This is a genomic window from Pseudomonas sp. 7SR1, from assembly GCF_900156465.1.
Taxonomy (GTDB): Bacteria; Pseudomonadota; Gammaproteobacteria; order Pseudomonadales; family Pseudomonadaceae; genus Aquipseudomonas.
This window is the reverse complement of record NZ_LT707064.1, coordinates 1902980-1923395: the sequence shown is the minus strand read 5'-3', so window position 1 is coordinate 1923395 and position 20416 is coordinate 1902980. Positions and strand designations below refer to the sequence as shown.

The following is a 20416-nucleotide window of genomic DNA, read 5'->3' as shown; positions in this document are numbered from 1 at the left end:
CGCGTGGCGGTTTACCTGGCCTTACTGGATATCTTCCGGCTTGACGATCACCCAGTTCTTGTCCGCCGTGACCGGCAGGCCTTCCTTGGCCTGGGCGGCAGCGTGCTTGGCCATCATGCCGTTTATCTGGGTCATGTACTTGTCCTTGCGATTGACCCACAGGTGAATCCCCCCCTTGGCCACGTCCACGTCATGGAACAGCATGTAGCCGTCGCTGCTGGGGGTATCACCGGCTACCAGCACCGGCTTCTTCCATTCGTCGATGTACGTCAGGATTGCCGCGTGCTTGCCGGCCATCCAGGTCGCTGGGGTCCACAGATAGGGCGTGTACTCCAGGCCGAGGTTGGCCTTTTCGTCATACTTGCCGGCGGTGATCTGCTTGCGCGCGGTGGTCAATTCGCCGGTCTTGCGGTCCTTGAGCAAGGTGGTCACGCCGATGACGTTCTGCGGCTTGAGGTTGTAGCCGTATTTGGGATCGGAGGCGACCATGCGCACCAGCTCTTCCGACGCCGCGGTCATGACATAGACCTCGATGCCGTTTTCCATCAGCTTCTGGTAGAGCTCGGTCTGGCCGGTGAAGATCTTTGGCGGGTTGACGTTGTAGTTGACCACCTTGTCGCCGTCGTAATACGTCGTCGGGACGGGCTTGCCGGAGGCCATGAGCTCGTCGACGTAGCCCTTGAGTTCCTTGAGGGTGAAGCCGGAAAACACCTGGGCGACCCACGGATAGCAAACCATGTCGTCCACTTCGCACAGGCGGTAGTAGTAACTGAACAGGCTTTCCTTGTGATCGGCCGTGTCCTTGAATGGCATCAGCTTCAGGGAGGGATCCAGGGTTTCCCGGGTGATGAGGCCCTTGTTTTCCATGAACGGCAACAACGACTCTTCAAGGTCATAGCGGTAACTGGTGTTGTCCATGTCGAACACCGCGTAATTACCCTTGTTGGCGTTGGCCGCGATCATCGCGTCCAGTGCCTTGGCCTGTTCCGCCGGCCAGTGTTTGAGTTCGGTGGCGAGTACCTGGCCGGCGAGACCAAGACCCAAGGCGACAGCGAGAAAACGAGGTGCGAGCTTCATCGGCATTTCTCCTGGTTCAAAGAGCTCGACGCTAACAAATGCCGATGACAACCCTCGTCTCCCCGCGACCGCTTGCATCTTGATAACGCCAGCGGCATACCTGCAAACGCCACGTCCTTATTCCATAAACGACATACCACATGCTTTTTTAGTATTAATTCTTTAGTTATCAGGCTGTTAGGCTCCTCGGTTCACAGTCTGGCCCAGGCTCTGTTCGAGAAGTCTTGAGACGAAGATCAGGCAAGGCGAAAACAGCCGAGCAAGCGCAGTGCATTGGAATACATGAGCATCGCGAGGCAGTTTTCAACGCCGCATGGATGAGTATCAAGGCCTTCGTACAGAGCGTAGGCGACTGCACAAGTCTTATCGGAGTCTCCTGATGAATCTTCCACTGATCCTCAATCTGCTGGTGTTTCTCGCCTTGCTGTTCGGCCTTGCGCAAACCCGCCACGGCAGCTGGAGCCTGGCCAGGAAAGTGCTGCTGGCCCTGGCGCTGGGCGTCGCGTTCGGTGTCGCCCTGCATACCGTCTACGGCGCCGGCAACCCGGTGCTCAAAGCGTCCATCGCCTGGTTCGACCTGGTGGGCAATGGCTATGTACAGTTGTTGCAGATGATCGTGATCCCGCTGGTCTTCGCCTCGATCCTGAGCGCCGTGGCCCGCCTGCATGACGCCTCGTCCCTGGGCAAGATCAGCTTCCTGGCCATCGGCACGCTGCTGTTCACCACCGCCATCGCCGCCCTGATCGGCATCGGCCTGACCAACCTGTTCGGCCTCACCGCCGAAGGCCTGGTGGCCGGCACCCAGGAGCTGGCGCGACTGCAGGTGATCCAGAGCGACTACGCCGGCAAGGTCGCCGACCTGAACATTCCGCAACTGTTGCTCTCTTTCGTCCCACAGAATCCTTTCGCCGACCTGGCCCGGGCCAAGCCGACCTCGATCATCAGCGTGGTGATTTTCGCGGCGTTCCTGGGCATCGCGGCGCTGCAATTGTTCAAGGATGACGCGGACAAGGGCCAGAAGGTGATCAACGCCATCGACACCCTGCAAAGCTGGGTGACGCGCCTGGTACGCCTGGTGATGAAGCTGACCCCTTACGGTGTGCTGGCCTTGATGACCAAGGTCGTGGCCGGTTCCAACCTGCAGGACATCATCAAGCTTGGCAGTTTCGTGGTGGTGTCTTACCTGGGGCTGGGCCTGATGTTCGTGGTACATGGCCTGCTGGTGTCCGCCGCCGGGATCAACCCTTTGCGCTTTTTCCGCAAGATCTGGCCGGTGCTGACCTTCGCCTTCACCAGCCGCTCCAGCGCCGCGACCATTCCCTTGAGTATCGAGGTCCAGACCAGCCGTCTCGGCATTCCGCGCGCCATCGCCAGCTTCAGCGCCTCGTTCGGCGCCACCATCGGACAGAACGGCTGCGCCGGCCTCTATCCGGCCATGTTGGCGGTGATGGTCGCTCCAACCGTGGGTATCGATCCGTTGGACCCGGTCTGGATCGCAACCTTGGTGGCGGTCGTCACCCTGAGCTCGGCCGGAGTCGCCGGCGTGGGTGGCGGCGCGACGTTCGCCGCATTGATCGTGCTACCGGCCATGGGCCTGCCGGTCTCGTTGGTGGCGTTGCTGATTTCCGTCGAACCGCTGATCGACATGGGGCGCACGGCATTGAACGTCAGCGGTTCGATCACCGCCGGAGCACTCACCAGCCAGGTGATGCAGCAGACCGACAAGGCAGTGCTGGGTGCCGAGGAGCATGGGGAGTTGGTGCAGGCTTGATTGGCGGCGCCTGGTAGATCGCCTTCGCGAATGAGTCCGCTTGCACAGCTGACCGAGCTGTATCAGCGCAAACCGGTCGACTGCGGCAGCGGGCTCGCTCGCGAAGCTTTTTGCCTTAGAGCTTTTCCCATACCTCGAAGCTGTAGGCCGGCTTGTCCCCTTGCGCCGGGTTCGGCTGGTTGGAGACCAACCGCCACTGGCTTGAATCGAACTCCGGAAACCAGGCGTCTCCCTCCGGGCTCAACGCCACGCGGGTCAGGTACAGGCGATCGGCCTGCGCCAGGGCCTGGGCGTACAGTTGCGCACCGCCGATCAGCATCAGTTCGTCGGCGCCCTGCTCCAGGGCCCACGCCTCGGCCCGCGCCACCGCAGCTTCAAGCGAGGAGAAAACTTGCGCCCCCTCCAGCTCCAGGCCCGGCTGGCGGCTGACCACGATGTTCAGCCGTCCCGGCAGCGGTCGACCGAGGGAATCCCAGGTCTTGCGGCCCATGATGATCGGCTTGCCCAAGGTGGTGGCCTTGAAGTATTTGAAGTCCCCTGGCAAGTGCCAGGGCATGCTGTTGTCGATGCCGATCACACGGTTTTCACCGAGGGCTGCGATCAGGCTTAAAGGAAGAGTTTTTTTCATGTAGGCGAGGATACCAGAGGCTCGACGTACCCCGACAGGCGCCACAGCAGTTATGCTCATCCCTCATTTACGACGGAAGTGCCCGTGTCTGAGCCCCTGACTGAACTGCAGAAAATCTGGTTGACCGAGACGGTACGCCTGCGTGAGGAGCACGCCGGCCCGCTCGAAGACCAGGAAGCCAATCGCCTGGCCCGTGCGGCGGGTGGCGATCTATCGACCCGTATCCACCACCGCGCCCACCGCCTGGCCGCACGCGACGGCCTCACCGAAGCCTTGCGCCATTGGCTGCAAGGCGCCCGCCTGGCCCTGATCGTGCTGGCGACAGTCGCCGTCATCAGCGGCGCGGGCCTGGGTTTTGCCGCCCTTGGCGATGGCCGCATGCCCGTCAATGTGTTCTGGGCCCTGGGCAGCCTGCTGGGACTGAATTTGATCCTGCTCGTCGGCTGGGCCCTGGGCTTGCTGTTCGCCGGGGAACAAGGCGCCGCGCTGGGACGCCTGTGGCTGTGGCTCAGTGAAAAACTCGCCCGCGACGCCAAGGCCGCCCAACTGGCGCCGGCCCTGCTGCTGTTGCTGCAACGCCAGCGGCTCAACCGCTGGGCCCTCGGTGTCCTGGTCAACGGCTTGTGGCTGCTGGCGATGGTCAGCGCGCTGGTTGTCGTCTTGATGCTCATGGCGACCCGACGCTATGGCTTCGTATGGGAAACCACCCTGCTTGGCGCCGAAACCTTCGTCGTCCTGACCCAGGCCCTTGGCGCCCTGCCTGCCATGGTGGGGTTCGATGTGCCGGCCGAAGCGATGATACGCGCCAGCGGCGATGGCGCCCTGAACCTCGAAAGCGCTCGCCAGGCCTGGGCCGCCTGGCTGGTGGGCGTGACCCTGGTCTATGGCGTGATGCCGCGCCTGTGCCTGGCGCTGCTGTGCCTGTGGCGCTGGCGGCGTGGCCGCAGCACGCTGCGCCTGGACCTGAACCTGCCGGGCTATGCCCAACTGCGCGAACGACTCATGCCCAGCAGCGAACGCCTGGGGGTCAATGATGCCGCCCCCGCGCAGTTGCATCGCATCGAGGGGACGTCCGGCGCCCCGGAAAGCGATGGCGCCTTGCTGGTGGCAATCGAACTGGACGACCGCCCATGGCCACCGAAGCTGCCGGACACGGTGAAGAACGCCGGTATCCTCGACAGCCGTGAATCGCGGCACAAGCTCCTCGAACAACTGTCGCGCTTTCCCCCGGCACGCCTGGCGATTGCCTGCGACCCACGGCGCTCGCCGGATCGCGGCAGCCTGGCCTTGATCGCCGAACTGGCCCGCAGCGCCAGCGCCACCCGCGTCTGGCTGATGCAGGCACCACCCGGTGAAGCGCTGGATGCTCAGCGCCTGGGCGATTGGCGCGATGCGCTGCGACAACTGCAATTGCCGTTCGCCGACTGCATCCCCCTCAACTGGCTGGAGACCGGCCATGACTGAGCCTATGAAGCCATTGAAGCTGGCCGTGGTCGGCCACACCAATGTCGGCAAGACGTCCCTGCTGCGTACCCTGACCCGGGACGTCGGCTTCGGCGAGGTGTCCCACCGTCCCAGCACGACCCGGCACGTCGAAGGTGCGCGCCTGTCGGTGGACGGCGAAGCCCTCCTGGAACTGTACGACACACCGGGCCTGGAGGATGCCATCGCCCTGCTCGATTACCTCGAACGACTGGAGCGCCCCGGCGAGCGCCTGGACGGACCGGCGCGGCTGGCGCGCTTCCTGGACGCCAGCGAGGCGCGCCAGCGGTTCGAACAGGAGGCCAAAGTACTGCGGCAGCTGCTCGCCAGCGATGCCGGGCTCTACGTGATCGATGCCCGGGAGCCGGTGCTGGCCAAGTATCGCGATGAACTGGCGGTCCTCGCCAGTTGCGGCAAGCCCCTGCTGCCGGTACTGAACTTCGTCAGCAGTGCCCAGCATCGCGAACCCGACTGGCGCGAAGCACTGGCGCGGCTGGGGCTGCATGCCCTGGTACGCTTCGACAGCGTCGCCCCGCCCGAGGACGGCGAGCGCCGCCTGTACGAGAGTCTTGCCCTGTTGCTGGAAAGTGCTCGTGGTCAGTTGGAACGCTTGATCGCCGACCAGCAGGCTCAACGCCTGGCCCGCCAGCGGAGCGCCGCGCGCTTGATCGCCGAGTTGCTGATCGATTGCGCGGCGTGCCGGCGCAGCGTGGCCAGCGACGCCGAGCTGGAACACCAGGCCATCAGCGAATTGCGCAACGCGGTGCGTCAACGTGAACAGCGCTGTGTCGAAGCCCTGCTCGCACTCTACGCCTTCCGCCCGCAGGATGCCGCCGCCGGCGACCTGCCGCTGCTCGACGGGCGCTGGGGCGATGATCTGTTCAACCCCGAAACCCTCAAGCAATTGGGCGTACGGGTCGGAGGCGGGATCGCCGCGGGGGCGGCGGCCGGTGCCGGTGTGGATTTGCTGGTGGGCGGCCTGACCCTGGGCGCCGCCGCCCTGGCCGGGGCCATCGCCGGAGGCGCCCTGCAAACCGCCCGCAGCTACGGCAACCGATTGATGGGCAAGCTCAAGGGTCAGCGGGAACTGACGGTGGACGACAACGTGCTACGCCTGTTGGCCCTGCGCCAGAGGCAACTGCTGCTGGCCCTCAACCAACGCGGCCATGCGGCGCTGGACAGCATCCGCATCGACACGCCCCAGGACAAAGGCTGGCGCGAAGGCAAGCTGCCCGAAGCCCTGGCCAAGGCTCGTGCCTATCCGCACTGGTCATCGCTCAATCCACGACCCCGGCTGAGCCAGGCCGAACGCCAGGAACAGATCGAACAACTGGCCGAGGAGCTCTAGGCTCTGTCTGAAAAGCCTTGATATTCGTTCATGCTGCGTTGGAAACCGGCTCGTGCGCGAGCCCGATCGGAATGTTCATTACTTCAAGTGGAGGGCGACCCCGGCCGTTCCTCGTCGGCTTCGCCTCGCCTGGCCTTCGTCCCTAGACTCGCAGAGCCCAGGCATCCGCTCACCACCAAAAGCAGCGCTGTGGTCAGTCGTCGACCAATGCCTCGAGCGCCAAGGCCGCTTCAGGCAATTGCAGCTCACTGAAAACCTGCACCCCATGGCGCTTGAGCAATGCCGCCGTCACGCCTTCACCCGTGACCTTCACACCGCTGAACGTCCCGTCATAGGTCAGCCGGTTACCACACGATGGGCTGTTGGCCTTGAGCACGGCGATGCGGATGCCATGTTCCCGCACCCGCTCCAGCGCCTGGTACGCACCAGACAGGAATTGCGCACTCACGTCTTCACCTTCCGTGGTGATCACCACTGCCTGCCCGTCGAGAACCTGCTCTCCCTGGCCGCCGGGAATCTCCGCCGCCGCCCGGGGCGTCGGCAAGCCGCCGGCGACTTCCGGACACAGCGGCACGACACGGCCTTCATCCAGCCACTGCTGGAGCTGATCGAACGGCCCGCTGGCGCCGCCGTCATAGCGCACGCGGTGTCCGAGCAGGCAACGGCTGACGAGAATCCTGTGCATGTCAGAACAGCTCGTTGCCGCGGCGTCGGAACCAGCCGGTCAAGGACAGGCGATCCCGGGTGGCCGGCAGGACTTCATGGGGAACGTTCCCCGACAGGAACACCACCAGGCAACCACCGGCGGGCACTACGTCATGTTCGACGCCGTCATCCAGGTACATGCGCAACTGCCCCCCCTGGTCCGGCAGCCAGGCGTCATTGAGATAGAGCACCGCCGACACCGTGCGCCGATCATCGTCGCGGAATCGGTCGACGTGCTTGAGGTAGAACGCACCGGGTGGGTACAGGGCGAAATGGCTTTCGAAGTCTTCAAGCCCCAGGAACAAGCCACGGTTCAGGGCTTCGCGCAGGCTGTCCATCCATTCCAGGTAACGATCGCAGGCCTCGGCCTGGCCGGGCTCGATCCATTGGATGCGATCCCCCCGGATACCTTCCTGGATCTGCGAAGACGGCCCGCGCCCGACCGCGGCTGGTGCCAGTTCGCCTTCAATGGCGCGCTGCCGGCATTCCGCCGCCAGGGCACGGGTCAGCGCGTCCGGCAGGAAGACGTTCTGCTGCGACCAGCCACGCTCGGCCAGGTCGTCGACGATACGTAACAGCGAGGGGTGATCAAAAGGTATCTGCATGGCGCGCATAGTATGCCTGCCCACGTAAAACCGACAGCGCCACGCAGCGGGTTTGCGGGGCGGTTTGCAGATGGCACCGCCGTACGAACTTGATACGAATTCTCGACAAGTTCCCGCACCCCACGGAGAATAGTCGGCTGCTGACAGGAGTCCCTATGCGCCGTTTGCTTTTCTCACTGTTGATGTTCTGCGTTTTGCCCGCCTGGGCAGACAGCTACGACCAGTTGTACAAGGTCGCCGGCTGGCCGGAACAGCGGGCGCATTTCAACGATGCCTTGAATGCCGCGCAGCAGCGCTATCAAAGCAGCTTGCCGCCAGCGGTGTTCCAGGCGCTGGTCAACAACAGCAATCAACGCTTCGCTCCCCAGGCCATGGACCAGCGGGCCGAAGCGCAACTGCGCAAGCATCTCAACGACCCCGTCCCGGCCCTGGACTTCTTCCAGTCACCCCTGGGCCGCAAGGTGGTGGCCGCCGAGCTGCTGGCCACCCGTCGCGACCAGTTGGCAAAGAACGCCAAGGGCCTGCCCAAGATGCAGGCCAGCGACAACCGCCTGCTGATCATCGGCCACCTGGCCCAGGCCCTGCCCGCCCGTGAGGCCGGTGCCGAAGTCAGCCTGGCGATCGCCGGCGTGGCGGCCGACAGCCTGAGCTCGATGATTCCCGGCCTGCTGGGCGCCGGCCAGGCCCAGGGCATGCTGAACGGCCAGCGCCAGCGGCTCATGGAGCAGATCGGCGCGGACCTGAACAACACGCTGCTGTATGTCTACCGTGACCTGTCGGATACCGAACTGGAAGAATTCGCCACTTTCGCCGAGTCGGCCGAGGGCCAGGCCTATTACCAGGCGGCTTTGGCGGCGGTCCGGGCAGGCTTGGCCGTAGGGCAGAATCTCGGGCAGTAGCTTCGCGATGCGTTGACTGGCGCTATCGCCTGGTCACCGCCGATTCCGGCTCATCCGTTTGTTCAGGAACCCGAACATCTCCTGCCGCAACGCCAGGGACTCGTTCGCCAGGTGATGGCGTCCCTCGGGCAACATCATCACCTGCGGTCGATCGAACTTGCTGCACAACACCTGCAGGTTATGTTTCCAATCCACCGTCATGTCCGCCTGGCCCTGCACGATCAGAGGCTGGCGCGGGCTGTTCGGCGCCGCCTCGATGCGTTTGATCCATTGTGCCAACGCTCCGACCCATGCGGTCGGCAGGCGTAACGGCTGCAAGGGGTCGGCTTGCAGGAAGGGCAGGAAATCAGGATCGGTGGAATTTTCGCTGAAGCGTCGGGCGATGCCGGTCACGAAAGGCTTGAGCAAGTAGTAGCTCAGGCGCGACCACCCCCAGGCCCGCGGCCGCACCAGGGGCGACAGCAGGATCACCTGGCCCTGGGCCGGACTGTCCGCGCCCTGGTTGAGCACATGATCCACCACGATGGCACCGCCGGTGCTCTGTCCGCACAGGTGCCAGGGTTGCGGCAGGCCCAGGGTCGCGGCCTCGGCCAGCAGCCCTTGCAGCGTAGCCTGGTATTCGGCGAAATCGCCGATGCTGGCGCGCTCTCCGCTGGACAGTCCGTGGCCCGGCAGGTCACAGGCAATCACCGCGAATCCCTGCGCCAGTGCCCATTCGATCAAGTGCCGGTACAGCCCCATGTGATCGTAGTAACCATGGAACACGAACAAGGTCGCCACGGCTTTCTCCGGCCACCAGACCTGCCCGACCAACTCATACCCATCGATCCGGAAACGCCCCAGCCCTTTGCGCACCTCGCGCTGGGGAAAGTCCAGCCCATAGAAACGCTGGTAGGCCCGGGCCTGTTCCGACAGTGGCTGCCACTGGGCCATGGATTGCAGGCTGGCACGCAGGTTATCGGGGTCGAAAGTGGCAGGCATTGATATTCCCAGGCGAAAGCGAAAAAGGACTTTATGGTCTGCGATATTCATCTGTCGCGGCAGGCGTGGCAAGCTACGCGGCTCCAGAGGATCGACTCCATGCGCCCGTCCCACCGCACGACCTTGCTTGCCAGCCTGCTTGCCCTCGGGTGCGCCGCCGTATTGTGGTTCGCCTACGACTGGTTCCAGGGCCGTTACCTGCGGGCTTTCAGCCAACACACTGCGGTGTTTTCCGGCGACCCCTTGCGCTTGCCCGCCGACCTTGCCGGTCCTGGCCCGATCCGCCTGGTGCACTTCTGGGATCCGGCTTGCCCCTGCAACGTCGGCAACCAGCAACACCTCGCCGAACTGATCGATAGATATGCATCGCAAGGCGTCGAGTTCTACGCGGTACAAAAGACCGCGACCCAAGGCCAACTGCCGGCCACGCTGGGCAGCCTCAAACCCCTTGCGGCCTTGCCGGGCTCGGGCCAGATTCCCGCCAGCCCGGCGGTGGCGATCTGGGACCGCAACGGTGCGCTGGCCTATTTCGGCCCCTACAGCGAAGGCCTGACCTGCAATTCGAGCAACAGCTTCATCGAACCGATCCTCGAGGCATTGAGCGTCGGCCGGGCGGTCAACGCGACCCATACCCTGGCAGTGGGCTGTTATTGCCCATGGGGCCAGGAGGCATCGGCCACCAGTCGGTAAATCCCTCCGAGGGACGATGCGCAGGCACGCGGCGCCATGTTAAACAGGGAATGAACAGCGCGGTCATGGAACCGCTGTCAACGGCATAAGGAAGCACCATGAAACGCAGTCTCATCGCACTCCTGTCACTGGTGGTCACCGCCATCATCGTTGCCGGTGGCTACCTCTACAGCAAGCAACCGACCCGCCAGGGCATGGTGCAGTTGCAGGGGCTGCAAGGCTCGGTCACCGTACGCTACGACGAACGCGGCGTACCACACATTCGTGCCGGCAACGAAACCGATCTCTACCGCGCCCTCGGTTATGTCCATGCCCAGGACCGGCTGTTCCAGATGGAAATCATGCGCCGCCTCGCCCGGGGTGAACTCGCCGAGGTACTGGGACCGAAATTGCTCGACACCGATAAACTGATGCGCAGCCTGCGCATCCGCGAGCGCGCCGCCACTTACGTGACGGAACAGGATCCGCAATCCCCCGCCTGGGTCGCCATGCAGGCCTACCTGGACGGGATCAACCACTACCAGGACACCCATACCCGACCGGTGGAGTTCGATGTGCTGGGCATCCCCAAGCGCCCTTTCACCGCCGAAGACACCGTGAGCATCACCGGCTACATGGCCTACAGCTTTGCCGCCGCCTTTCGCACCGAACCCTTGCTGACCTACGTGCGCGACCAGTTCGGTGCCCGGTACCTGGACATTTTCGACCTCGACTGGCAGCCCAAGGGCGCCCTGGAGGAACGTCGCCAGCCCGGCCTGCCACTGGCCGACGGTGACTGGAAAGACCTCAACGCCCTGGCGCGCCTGACCGAGCAGGCCATGGCCGAGAACGGCCTGCCGCAGTTCGAAGGCAGCAACGCCTGGGCGGTCTCGGGCAGCCGTACCCAAAGCGGCAAGCCTTTGCTGGCGGGCGATCCGCACATCCGCTTTTCGGCACCGTCGGTATGGTACGAAGCGCACCTTTCGGCGCCGGGCTTCGAACTCTACGGGCATTACCAGGCCCTGATGCCGTTCGCCACGCTGGGCATGAACCAGGATTTCGGCTGGAGCGTGACCATGTTCCAGAACGATGACCTGGACCTGGTCGCCGAGAAGACCAACCCGGACAACCCGGAACAGGTCTGGTACCGCGACGGATGGGTGGACATGACCCGCAGCGAACAGCAGATCGCGGTCAAGGGCCAGGCCCCGGTGACGCTGGTGTTGCGCCAGTCGCCCCATGGCCCGATCGTCAACGACGCCCTTGGCGCCAATGCCGGCAAGACGCCGATTGCCATGTGGTGGGGGTTCCTGGAAAGCCGCAACCCCATCCTCGAGGCGTTCTACCGGCTCAACCGCGCCGATACATTGGCCAAGGCACGAGACGCATCGTCCAGGATTCATGCCCCCGGGCTGAATATCGTCTGGGCCAGCGCCCAGGGAGACATCGGCTGGTGGGCCGCGGCACAGTTGCCCAAGAGGCCGGCGGGCGCGAAACCTGGCTTCATGCTCGATGGCAGCAGCCCGGAGGCGGAGAAGGACGGTTTCTACCCGTTCAGTGACAACCCGCAAGAAGAAAATCCTGCCCGAGGCTATATCGTCTCGGCGAATTTCCAGCCGGTATCCCCCAGCGGCATCGAGATCCCGGGCTACTACAACCTCGCCGACCGCGGCCAGCAGCTCAACCTGCAGCTGGGCGACAAACAGGCCAAGTGGGACATCGAAACCACCCGTAAGCTGCAACTGGGCACGACGACCGCCTATGGCCCGCGCCTGCTGGCACCCTTGCTGCCAGTGCTGCGAGACGTGATCAGCGACCCGCAGGAACGCAAATGGGTGGAGCAGCTGGCCCAATGGCAAGGCGATTACCCGCTGGACTCCATCAGCGCCACGCTGTTCAACCAGTTCCTGTTCAACCTGGCCGACGCCGCGCTGCACGACGAGCTGGGAGACAGTTTCTTCGAAACCGCGCTCTCGACCCGGGTCATTGACGCCGCACTGCCTCGCCTGGCCGCGACAAAGGATTCGCCATGGTGGGACGACCGCACCACCCTGGGTACGGAGACCCGTGCCGACGTGGTGAAAATAGCCTGGTGCAAGAGCCTGGCGCACCTGAAGGCCACCCTGGGCGACGATGCCACGCAGTGGCGCTGGGGCAAGGCCCATACCCTGACCCACGGGCATCCGCTGGGCCTGCAAAAACCCCTGGACCGGATCTTCAACATCGGCCCGTTCGCCGCCCCCGGCACCCATGAAGTGCCCAACAATCTCTCGGCCAAGATAGGCCCGGCTCCCTGGCCTGTGACCTACGGACCTTCCACGCGACGCATCATCGATTTCGCCGACCCGGCCCACAGCGTCACCATCAACCCCGTCGGCCAGAGTGGCGTGCCGTTCGACAAGTATTACGCGGACCAGGCCGAGGCCTACATCGAGGGGCTGTATCACCAGGCGCACCTGGCCGAAGAAGAAGTGCTGGCCAATACCCGGGACACCCTCAAGCTGCTACCGGCCGGCACGGCACGCTGAACGGGCGAGGCGTCGTCTTTTTTCGGTGCCAGCGGGCCCGATCGTGATTATTGGTCAAGACTACACAAGGTTTTCCCGCCCCCATGGAGTCAATGCAATGTTCAACAACTGGTCCGAACTGCTGCCCACCATCAAGAGTGCCTTCGGTGCCCTGGGCAAGAGCAACCCGAAAATGGTCAAGGCCTACATGGCCCTGGATGAAGCCTCGGCCGAAAACAATGTGCTCGATGCCAAGACCCGGGAGCTGATTTCCATCGCGGTGGCGATCACGACTCGCTGCGACGGCTGCATCGGCGTGCACACCGACGCCGCCATCAAGGCCGGCGCCACCCGCGAGGAAATTGCCGCCACCCTGGCAACCGCGGTATCGCTGAATGCCGGCGCGGCCTACATTTACTCTCTGCGGGCGCTGGAGGCCCATGACGCGCTGAAGAAATGAGCGGCGATAACTGACACCTTCGCTCGCGAGCAAGCTCGCCCCCACAATGGGATCTGCGCTCGGCTGCGGACTTGCAGGCGATCCCAGAAAACATCGGAGCGAGCTTGCTCGCGATAGCGGACTGACATTCAACCTTTTCGTCGACTGTCACACCACTTTCGCGGGCAAGCCCGCTCCCACGGTGACGCGGCGTCCGGTTAGACCGGTGCGGCCTCGGGCCGGCGTACCTGCGGCTGTTTCCAGGAGTCCGCGGCGCTTTCCTCGATGGCTTGCTGGATGGCCCGCCGGCGGTTTTCCTCGGCCCGGCGGCTGAAGTACCAGACCAGGAACGTCACCAGCGACACCGCCAGCAGGATCAGGCTCGCCACGGCGTTGATCTCCGGCTTCACACCCAGACGCACCGCCGAGAACACCTCCATGGGCAAGGTCGTGGAACCTGGACCCGACACGAAGCTCGCCAGCACCAGGTCATCCAGGGACAGCGCGAACGACATCATGCCCCCCGCCGCCAGCGATGGCGCGATCATCGGGATGGTGATCAGGATGAACACCTTCCAGGGCCGCGCGCCAAGGTCCATGGCAGCCTCCTCGATGGAAAGATCCAGCTCACGCAAGCGCGAGGAGACCACCACCGCCACATAGGCCGCACAGAAGGTCGTGTGGGCGATCCAGATCGTGACGATGCCACGCTCCTGGGGCCAGCCGATCATCTGGGCCATGGCCACGAACAGCAGTAGCAAGGACAGGCCGGTGATCACTTCCGGCATCACCAGCGGCGCGGTGACCAGGCCACCGAACAGCGTACGCCCCTTGAACCGGGTGATGCGGGTCAACACGAAGGCGGCCAGCGTGCCCAGGGCCACCGCGGCAACCGCTGTATAGCAGGCGATTTCCAGGGAGCGCAGCACCGACCCCATCAACTGGGTGTTGTCCAGCAGGCCGACATACCATTTGATCGACCAGCCGCCCCACACCGTCACCAGCTTCGAGGCGTTGAACGAGAAGATCACCAGGATCACCATCGGCGCGTAGATGAACAGCAACCCCAGCACCAGCATCAGGCTCGAAAAACGAAAGCGCTTCATTCCTTGCCCTCCATTTCCTTGGCCTGACTGCGGTTGAACAGAATGATGGGCACGATCAGGATCGCCAGCATCACCACCGCCAGGGCGGATGCCACCGGCCAGTCACGGTTGTTGAAGAATTCCTGCCACAGCACTTTGCCGATCATCAGGGTCTCGGGGCCGCCCAGCAGTTCCGGGATCACGAATTCCCCCACCACCGGGATGAACACCAGCATGCAACCGGCGATGATGCCGTTCTTGGACAGCGGCACGGTGATCTTCCAGAAGCTGTTGAAGGTACTCGATCCCAGGTCGGAGGCGGCCTCCAGCAGGCTGGGGTCATGTTTGACCAGGTTGGCGTACAACGGCAGGATCATGAACGGCAGGTACGAATAGACGACACCGATGTACACCGCCAGGTTGGTGTTGAGGATCTGCAAGGGTTCGCTGATCAAGCCCATGCTCATCAGGAAGCCGTTGAGCAGGCCGTTGTTGCTGAGGATGCCCATCCACGCGTAGACGCGGATCAGGATCGCGGTCCAGGTCGGCATCATGATCAGCAGCACCAGCACCGTCTGCGTCTCTTTGCGGGCGTTGGCGATGCCATAGGCCATCGGATAACCGATCAGCAGGCACAGGACCGTACTGATCAGGGCCATCTTCAGCGAGCCCAGGTACGCGGCGATATACAGCTCGTCCTCGCTGAGCATCGCGTAGTTGGCCAGGTTGAGCAGTATCTGCAGCTTCTGGTCGACGTAGCTGTAGATCTCGGTGTAAGGCGGAATCGCCACGTCGGCTTCAGCGAAACTGATCTTCAGGACGATGAAGAACGGCAGCATGAAGAACAGGAACAGCCAGATGAAGGGCACCCCGATGACCAGTTGCCGGCCACCGGGCGTTATTCGGGCGAGTCGACGCTTGAGTTTGCGCATGTTCATGAGCGAAGCACCACGCCGCTGTCATCCTCCCACCAGACGAACACCTGGTCGCCCCAGGTCGGCCGCTGGCCACGGCGCTCGGCGTTCGCCACGAAGGACTGCACCAGCTTGCCGCTCGGCAACTCGACGTAGAACACCGAATGGCCACCCAGGTAGGCGATGTCATGGACCTTGCCGCTGGACCAGTTGTGCTCGCAGGTCGGCTGTTCGGCGGTCACCAGCAGCTTTTCCGGGCGGATGGCGTAGGTCACGGACTTGTCCTGCACCGAGGTGCTGATGCCGTGGCCCACGTAGATGTTGCGGTCCAGATCCTTGCAGGTCAGCACCGCATGTCCCTCGGCGTCATCCACCACTTCGGTCTCGAAGATGTTGACGTTGCCGATGAACTCGCAGACCAGCCGGCTGGTCGGGGTCTCGTAGATGTCGATCGGGCTGCCGATCTGGGCGATCCAGCCCAGGTGCATGATCGCGATCCGTTCGGCCATGGTCATGGCCTCTTCCTGGTCGTGGGTCACCATGACGCAAGTCACGCCGACCCGCTCGATGATTTCCACGAGCTCGAGCTGCATCTGCGAACGCAGCTTCTTGTCCAGGGCCCCCATCGGTTCGTCGAGCAACAGCAGCTTGGGCCGCTTGGCCAGGGAACGGGCCAGGGCCACCCGCTGGCGCTGGCCACCGGAAAGCTGATGGGGCTTGCGCTTGGCGTACTGGCTCATCTGCACCAGCTTGAGCATTTCCGCCACGCGGGCTTCGATCTCCGCCTTGGGAATCCTGTCCTGCTGCAGGCCGAACGCAATATTCTGCGCCACGGTCATGTGGGGAAACAGCGCATAGGACTGGAACATCATGTTGATCGGCCGCTCGTAGGGCGGCATGTCGGTGATATCCACACCATCGAGGAAAATGCGCCCTTCCGTGGGCCGCTCGAATCCTGCGAGCATGCGCAGCAAGGTGGATTTGCCCGATCCCGAGCCGCCGAGCAAGGCGAAGATCTCGCCTTTCTTGATTTCCAGGGACACATCGTCCACGGCAATCGTCTCGTCGAACTTCTTCGTGACCCGGTCGATCTTGACCAGCACCTGCTTGGGTGTCTGGTCGCCCTCGAGGGCTTTCTTATAGGCGCCGGAGGCAACTGCCATTTACGAAACTCCCACAGAATTTGCAGTTCGCCCCTCACGGGCGAACCTTTAAGTTAGAGCGTTTGACGCTATTTACCCGACTTGACCTTGGTCCAGCTGCGGGTCATGAGTCGTTGGATCTTGGGCGGCAACTCGGAGTTGACGTAGAGCTTGTCGACGACTGCCTGCGGTGGGTAGACCGCCTCGTCGGTACGCACTTGCTGGTCCATCAGTTCGCCAGCCTTGGGGTTGGGGTTGGCATAACCGACGTAATCGCTGACCTTGGCGATCACCTCGGGCTGGAGCAGGAAATTGATGAATGCATGGGCCTGCTTGACATTGGTGGCGTCACGCGGGATCGCCAGCATATCGAACCAGAGGTTGCCGCCTTCCTTGGGGATCACATAGGCGATTTCGACGCCCTTGCCGGCTTCGCTGGCACGTTCGCGAGCCTGGAAAATGTCCCCGGAGAAACCGGCTGCCACGCAGATCTCGCCGTTGGCCAGATCGGAGATGTACTTGGAGGAATTGAAGTAGGTCACGTAGGGCCGGATCTTGAGGAGCTGGGCCTCGGCCTTCTTGTAGTCTTCCGGGTTTTCGCTGTTGGGGTCCAGGCCCAGGTAGTTCAGCATCGCCGGAATCATCTCGTCACCGGAGTCGAGGAACGAGACGCCACAACTGGACAGTTTCTTGATGTTCTCCGGCTCGAACAGCACGGCCCAGGAATCGATCTTCTCGACGCCCAGCACAGCCTTGATCTTCTCGACGTTGTAGCCGATGCCGTTGGTGCCCCACAGGTAGGGGACGGCGTACTGGTTGCCCGGGTCGTTGCGCTCCAGGCGCTTGAGCAGCGACGGGTCGAGGTTGGCGTAGTTGGGCAGTTGTGCCTTGTCGAGCTTCTGGAACGCCCCGGCCTTGATCTGCTTGCCCAGGAAGTGGTTGGACGGCACGACCACGTCATAGCCGGTACGGCCGGCAAGCAACTTGCCTTCCAGGGTTTCGTTGGAATCGAACACGTCGTACACCGGCTTGATCCCGGTGGTTTTTTCGAAATCCGCCAGGGTGGATTCGCCGATGTAGTCCGACCAGTTATAAATATGCACGGTGGAAGCCGCCTGGACACTGACCGCGAGTGTCAGGCCGGCACCGACCAGCAAGGCGTTGCGTAACAAAGAAAAGACTGGCACGTGGAGGTCCTCTAAATAGTTGGGCCCAAGTTGCCCCCCGTTACCGGCCGCGATAGGCCCTGCAACAAAACCGGCGCGCAACTTACCCTCGATAAACCGATCCAGCAAAACTTTTAGTTATTTAATTGCTCCTGTTGCCGGGCGTCGCGAGGACGGCGACAACAGGAGGGTGCCTCAGGCCGGCTTATTTACCGGATTTGATCTTGGTCCAGCTGCGGGTCAGGATCCGCTGGGTGGCTGGCGGCAAGTCGCTGATCGCATACAGATGGGCTTTCACTTCATCCGACGGATAGATGTTCGGATCACCGGAGATTTCCTTGTCCACCAACGGCGTCGCGGCCTTGTTGCCGTTCGGGAAACGGACGTTGTCGGTGATCTCGGCCATGATTTCCGGCTTCATCAGGAAGTCCATGTACTTGTAGGCGGCCTCGACGTTTTCGGCGTCCTTGGGAATGGCGACCATGTCGTAGAACGAACCGGCGCCTTCCTTGGGAATGCTGTAGGCCACCTTGACCTTGCCACCCGCTTCGGCGGCACGGGATTTGGACTGCTCGATATCGCCCGAGTAACCCACGGCCACGCAGATGTTGCCGTTGGCCAGGTCGGAGATGTACTTGGACGAGTGGAAGTAACCGATCGAAGGACGGATCTTGAGGAACAGCGCCTCGGCGTCAGCCAGTTGTTTCTTGTCCTGGGTGTCGGTCGGGTAGCCCAGGTAGTGCAAGGCCACCGGGATCATCTCGGTCGGCGAATCGAGGAAGCTCACCCCGCAACTCTTGAGCTTGGCGATATTTTCCGGCTTGAGCAGGACATCCCAGGAATCGATCTTGTCGATACCCAGTGCCGCCTTGACCTTCTCGGGGTTGTAGCCGATGCCGATGGTGCCCCACATGTAAGGGAAAGCGTACTGGTTGCCCTTGTCGCTGGCATCACCCACCGCCTTGAGCAGGTCGGTGTCGAGATTCTTCCAGTTCGGCAACTTGGACTTGTCCAGTGGCTGATAGACGCCCGCCTTGATCTGCTTGGCCAGGAAGTTGTTCGACGGCACCACGATGTCATAGCCGGACTTGCCGGCCAGCAGCTTGGCTTCCAGGGTTTCATTGCTGTCGAATACGTCGTAGACCACCTTGATCCCCGACTCCTTCTCGAACTTGGCGATCGTGTCCGGGGCGATGTAGTCGGACCAGTTATAGACGTGCAGCACTTTGTCGTCCGCCTGGACGGCACCCGCCATCGCGCCCATCAGAGACATGGCGAGGAGGGTCTTGCCAGCTATCTTCATACCTAATGCCTTCATGGATGATGCTCCAGTTATTCTTTTAAGCCACAGTTCAGTAGCCGGCTCGCGGGCAACTTGAACAGGCGGTAGTCTGGCAAGTTACAGGGCAGGCTTTCAACACAAACCCAGCCTTTTCAAACCGGGGGAGGTCCTTCAAGGCGCCTCCCTCAGAGCCTAGCACTTAGGCTCTGTACGATAAGTGCTTGCGCAACGACCATGCTGCGTTGAAAACAGGCTCGCAATGCTCAATGACGACCCGTCAACTGCGCTTGCTCGCGTGCTTTCGCCTTGCCTGATCGCCGCTCGGCGACTTTTCGTACAAACCCTAGCCTTGCAACACACCGAGGGTCAGGTCCAGGCAGTGTCGTGCCTTGGTCACCAATTCATCGATCTCGGCCTTGCTGATCACCAGCGGCGGCGCAATGATCATGGTGTCTCCCACCGCGCGCATGATCAGGCCGTTATCGAAGCAGAACTGCCGGCAGATCATGCCCGCACCCTTGCCTTCATAACGCTGGCGCGTGGCCTTGTCCCGGACCAGTTCGATCGCCCCCAGCAAACCGACGCCACGCACTTCACCCACCAGCGGATGATCGTTCAGTTCCCGCAAGCGCTTCTGCAAATAAGGTGCCGTTTCGTCGTGGACACGCTCGACGATCTTCTCTTCGCGCAGGATGCGGATGTTTTCCAGGGCCACTGCCGCAGCCACCGGGTGACCGGAATAGGTGAACCCGTGGTTGAAGTCGCCGCCCTCGTTGAGCACCGCGACCACGTCGTCGCGTACGATCAGGCCGCCCATGGGGATGTATCCGGAGGTCAGCCCCTTGGCGATGGTCATCATGTGGGGTTTCAACCCGTAATGATCGGTACCGAACCACTCACCGGTGCGGCCGAAGCCACAGATCACTTCGTCGGCCACGAACAGAATGTCGTACTTGGCGAGGATTTCCTTCATGCGCGGCCAGTAGGTGTCCGGCGGCACGATCACGCCGCCCGCGCCCTGGATCGGCTCGGCAATGAATGCACCGACATTGTCGACGCCAATCTCCAGGATCTTCTCTTCCAGCTGGTTGGCTGCCCACACACCGAACTCTTCGGGGCTCATGTCGCCGCCTTCGCCGAACCAGTATGGCTGGGCGATATGGGTGATGCCCGGGATCGGCAGGTCGCCCTGCTCATGCATATAGGTCATGCCACCCAGGCTCGCGCCGGCCACGGTCGAGCCGTGATAGCCGTTCTTGCGACTGATGATGACCTTCTTGTTCGGCTGGCCCTTGATCGCCCAGTAGTGGCGGACCATGCGCAACATGGTGTCGTTGCCTTCCGAGCCGGAACCGGTGAAGAACACATGGCTCATGCCGGGCGGGGCGACGTCGGCGATGGCCTTGGACAGCTCCAGCGCCGGCGGATGGGCCGTCTGGAAAAACAGGTTGTAGTACGGCAACTCACGCATCTGCTGGCTGGCGGCTTCGGCCAGCTCATCACGGCCGTAGCCGACCGCCACGCACCAGAGGCCGGCCATGCCGTCGAGGATCTTGTTGCCTTCGCTGTCCCAAAGGTAGACGCCCTTGGCACGGGTGATGATGCGCGGCCCTTTCTGCTTGAGCTGCTTGAAGTCGCTGAATGGCGCCAGGTGGTGCTCGCTGCTCAAGGCTTGCCATTGGAGGGTCTGCGGATTGTTGCGGGTCATGCGAATTC

General features: G+C 62.8%; 18 protein-coding genes. 7 read left to right on the top strand and 11 right to left on the bottom strand.

All coding sequences use genetic code 11. The features are described from left to right. Positions 1–21: 21 nt before the first annotated feature. Positions 22–1077 carry a phosphorylcholine phosphatase gene (locus tag BW992_RS08680; RefSeq protein WP_072390328.1) on the bottom strand — a complete coding sequence of 352 codons (1056 nt, stop codon included), beginning with the start codon at positions 1075–1077 and terminating at the stop codon, positions 22–24. 379 nt (positions 1078–1456) lie between these two features. On the opposite strand from BW992_RS08680, the gene BW992_RS08675 reads away from it, so the two are divergent. After that, on the top strand, positions 1457–2848 hold the full coding sequence (locus tag BW992_RS08675; RefSeq protein WP_072430909.1) for an L-cystine transporter: 1392 nt from the start codon (positions 1457–1459) through the stop codon (positions 2846–2848). Between the two features lie 115 nt (positions 2849–2963). Here the strand turns inward: BW992_RS08675 and BW992_RS08670 are convergent, their stop codons facing one another. Continuing rightward, positions 2964–3476, bottom strand: coding sequence for a dihydrofolate reductase (locus BW992_RS08670; protein ID WP_072458562.1), 513 nt, complete (start codon positions 3474–3476; stop codon positions 2964–2966). Positions 3477–3572: 96 nt separating this feature from the next. Between BW992_RS08670 and BW992_RS08665 the strand changes: the two genes are divergently transcribed. Together BW992_RS08665 and BW992_RS08660 are read left to right on the top strand one after the other, a co-directional pair. Further along, complete coding sequence (locus tag BW992_RS08665; RefSeq protein WP_072430982.1) at positions 3573–4940, top strand: DUF2868 domain-containing protein; 1368 nt, start codon at positions 3573–3575, stop codon at positions 4938–4940. Then, on the top strand, positions 4933–6306 hold the full coding sequence (locus BW992_RS08660) for a DUF3482 domain-containing protein (protein WP_072390337.1): 1374 nt from the start codon (positions 4933–4935) through the stop codon (positions 6304–6306). Before BW992_RS08665 ends, BW992_RS08660 begins: the two co-directional genes overlap by 8 nt. Positions 6307–6499: 193 nt before the next feature. Here the strand turns inward: BW992_RS08660 and BW992_RS08655 are convergent, their stop codons facing one another. Together BW992_RS08655 and BW992_RS08650 are read right to left on the bottom strand one after the other, a co-directional pair. Then, positions 6500–6991: a DUF523 domain-containing protein gene (locus BW992_RS08655; protein ID WP_072390341.1), complete on the bottom strand. Its 492-nt coding sequence runs from the start codon at positions 6989–6991 to the stop codon at positions 6500–6502. 1 nt (position 6992) lies between these two features. Next, positions 6993–7625 (bottom strand): 2OG-Fe(II) oxygenase, encoded by a 633-nt coding sequence (locus BW992_RS08650; RefSeq protein WP_072390344.1) that lies wholly within the window; start codon positions 7623–7625, stop codon positions 6993–6995. Between the two features lie 146 nt (positions 7626–7771). Here BW992_RS08650 and BW992_RS08645 point away from each other — a divergent pair, with 146 nt between their 5' ends. After that, positions 7772–8515 carry a DUF2059 domain-containing protein gene (locus tag BW992_RS08645; RefSeq protein WP_072390346.1) on the top strand — a complete coding sequence of 248 codons (744 nt, stop codon included), beginning with the start codon at positions 7772–7774 and terminating at the stop codon, positions 8513–8515. Positions 8516–8548: 33 nt separating this feature from the next. Here BW992_RS08645 and BW992_RS08640 read toward each other — a convergent pair whose 3' ends face one another. Beyond that, complete coding sequence (locus BW992_RS08640; protein WP_076406010.1) at positions 8549–9496, bottom strand: alpha/beta hydrolase; 948 nt, start codon at positions 9494–9496, stop codon at positions 8549–8551. Positions 9497–9595: 99 nt separating this feature from the next. On the opposite strand from BW992_RS08640, the gene BW992_RS08635 reads away from it, so the two are divergent. The 3 genes from BW992_RS08635 to BW992_RS08625 all read left to right on the top strand — a co-directional run bounded on the left by BW992_RS08635 (position 9596) and on the right by BW992_RS08625 (position 13132). Continuing rightward, on the top strand, positions 9596–10186 hold the full coding sequence (locus BW992_RS08635; RefSeq protein ID WP_072458559.1) for a DUF6436 domain-containing protein: 591 nt from the start codon (positions 9596–9598) through the stop codon (positions 10184–10186). Positions 10187–10284: 98 nt separating this feature from the next. Continuing rightward, the gene (locus tag BW992_RS08630; protein ID WP_076406008.1) at positions 10285–12693 is read left to right on the top strand and encodes a penicillin acylase family protein; all 2409 of its coding nucleotides are present in this window, start codon (positions 10285–10287) and stop codon (positions 12691–12693) included. Positions 12694–12790: 97 nt separating this feature from the next. Continuing rightward, positions 12791–13132, top strand: coding sequence for a carboxymuconolactone decarboxylase family protein (locus tag BW992_RS08625; protein ID WP_072430913.1), 342 nt, complete (start codon positions 12791–12793; stop codon positions 13130–13132). 197 nt (positions 13133–13329) lie between these two features. Here BW992_RS08625 and BW992_RS08620 read toward each other — a convergent pair whose 3' ends face one another. The 6 genes from BW992_RS08620 to BW992_RS08595 form a co-directional block, all read right to left on the bottom strand. Then, entirely contained in the window at positions 13330–14217 is an 888-nt protein-coding gene (locus BW992_RS08620; RefSeq protein ID WP_072390360.1) for an ABC transporter permease subunit, read from the bottom strand. Further along, entirely contained in the window at positions 14214–15134 is a 921-nt protein-coding gene (locus BW992_RS08615; RefSeq protein ID WP_072390364.1) for an ABC transporter permease subunit, read from the bottom strand. Before BW992_RS08615 ends, BW992_RS08620 begins: the two co-directional genes overlap by 4 nt. Further along, on the bottom strand, positions 15131–16273 hold the full coding sequence (locus tag BW992_RS08610; RefSeq protein ID WP_072390367.1) for an ABC transporter ATP-binding protein: 1143 nt from the start codon (positions 16271–16273) through the stop codon (positions 15131–15133). The genes BW992_RS08615 and BW992_RS08610 overlap by 4 nt, the downstream gene beginning before the upstream one ends. A 68-nt stretch (positions 16274–16341) precedes the next feature. Further along, positions 16342–17439, bottom strand: coding sequence for a polyamine ABC transporter substrate-binding protein (locus tag BW992_RS08605; RefSeq protein ID WP_072390370.1), 1098 nt, complete (start codon positions 17437–17439; stop codon positions 16342–16344). A 184-nt stretch (positions 17440–17623) separates the two neighbouring features. Next, the gene (locus tag BW992_RS08600; protein ID WP_072458558.1) at positions 17624–18721 is read right to left on the bottom strand and encodes a polyamine ABC transporter substrate-binding protein; all 1098 of its coding nucleotides are present in this window, start codon (positions 18719–18721) and stop codon (positions 17624–17626) included. Positions 18722–19043: 322 nt separating this feature from the next. Then, positions 19044–20408 (bottom strand): aspartate aminotransferase family protein, encoded by a 1365-nt coding sequence (locus tag BW992_RS08595; protein ID WP_072430914.1) that lies wholly within the window; start codon positions 20406–20408, stop codon positions 19044–19046. Positions 20409–20416 lie beyond the last annotated feature (8 nt).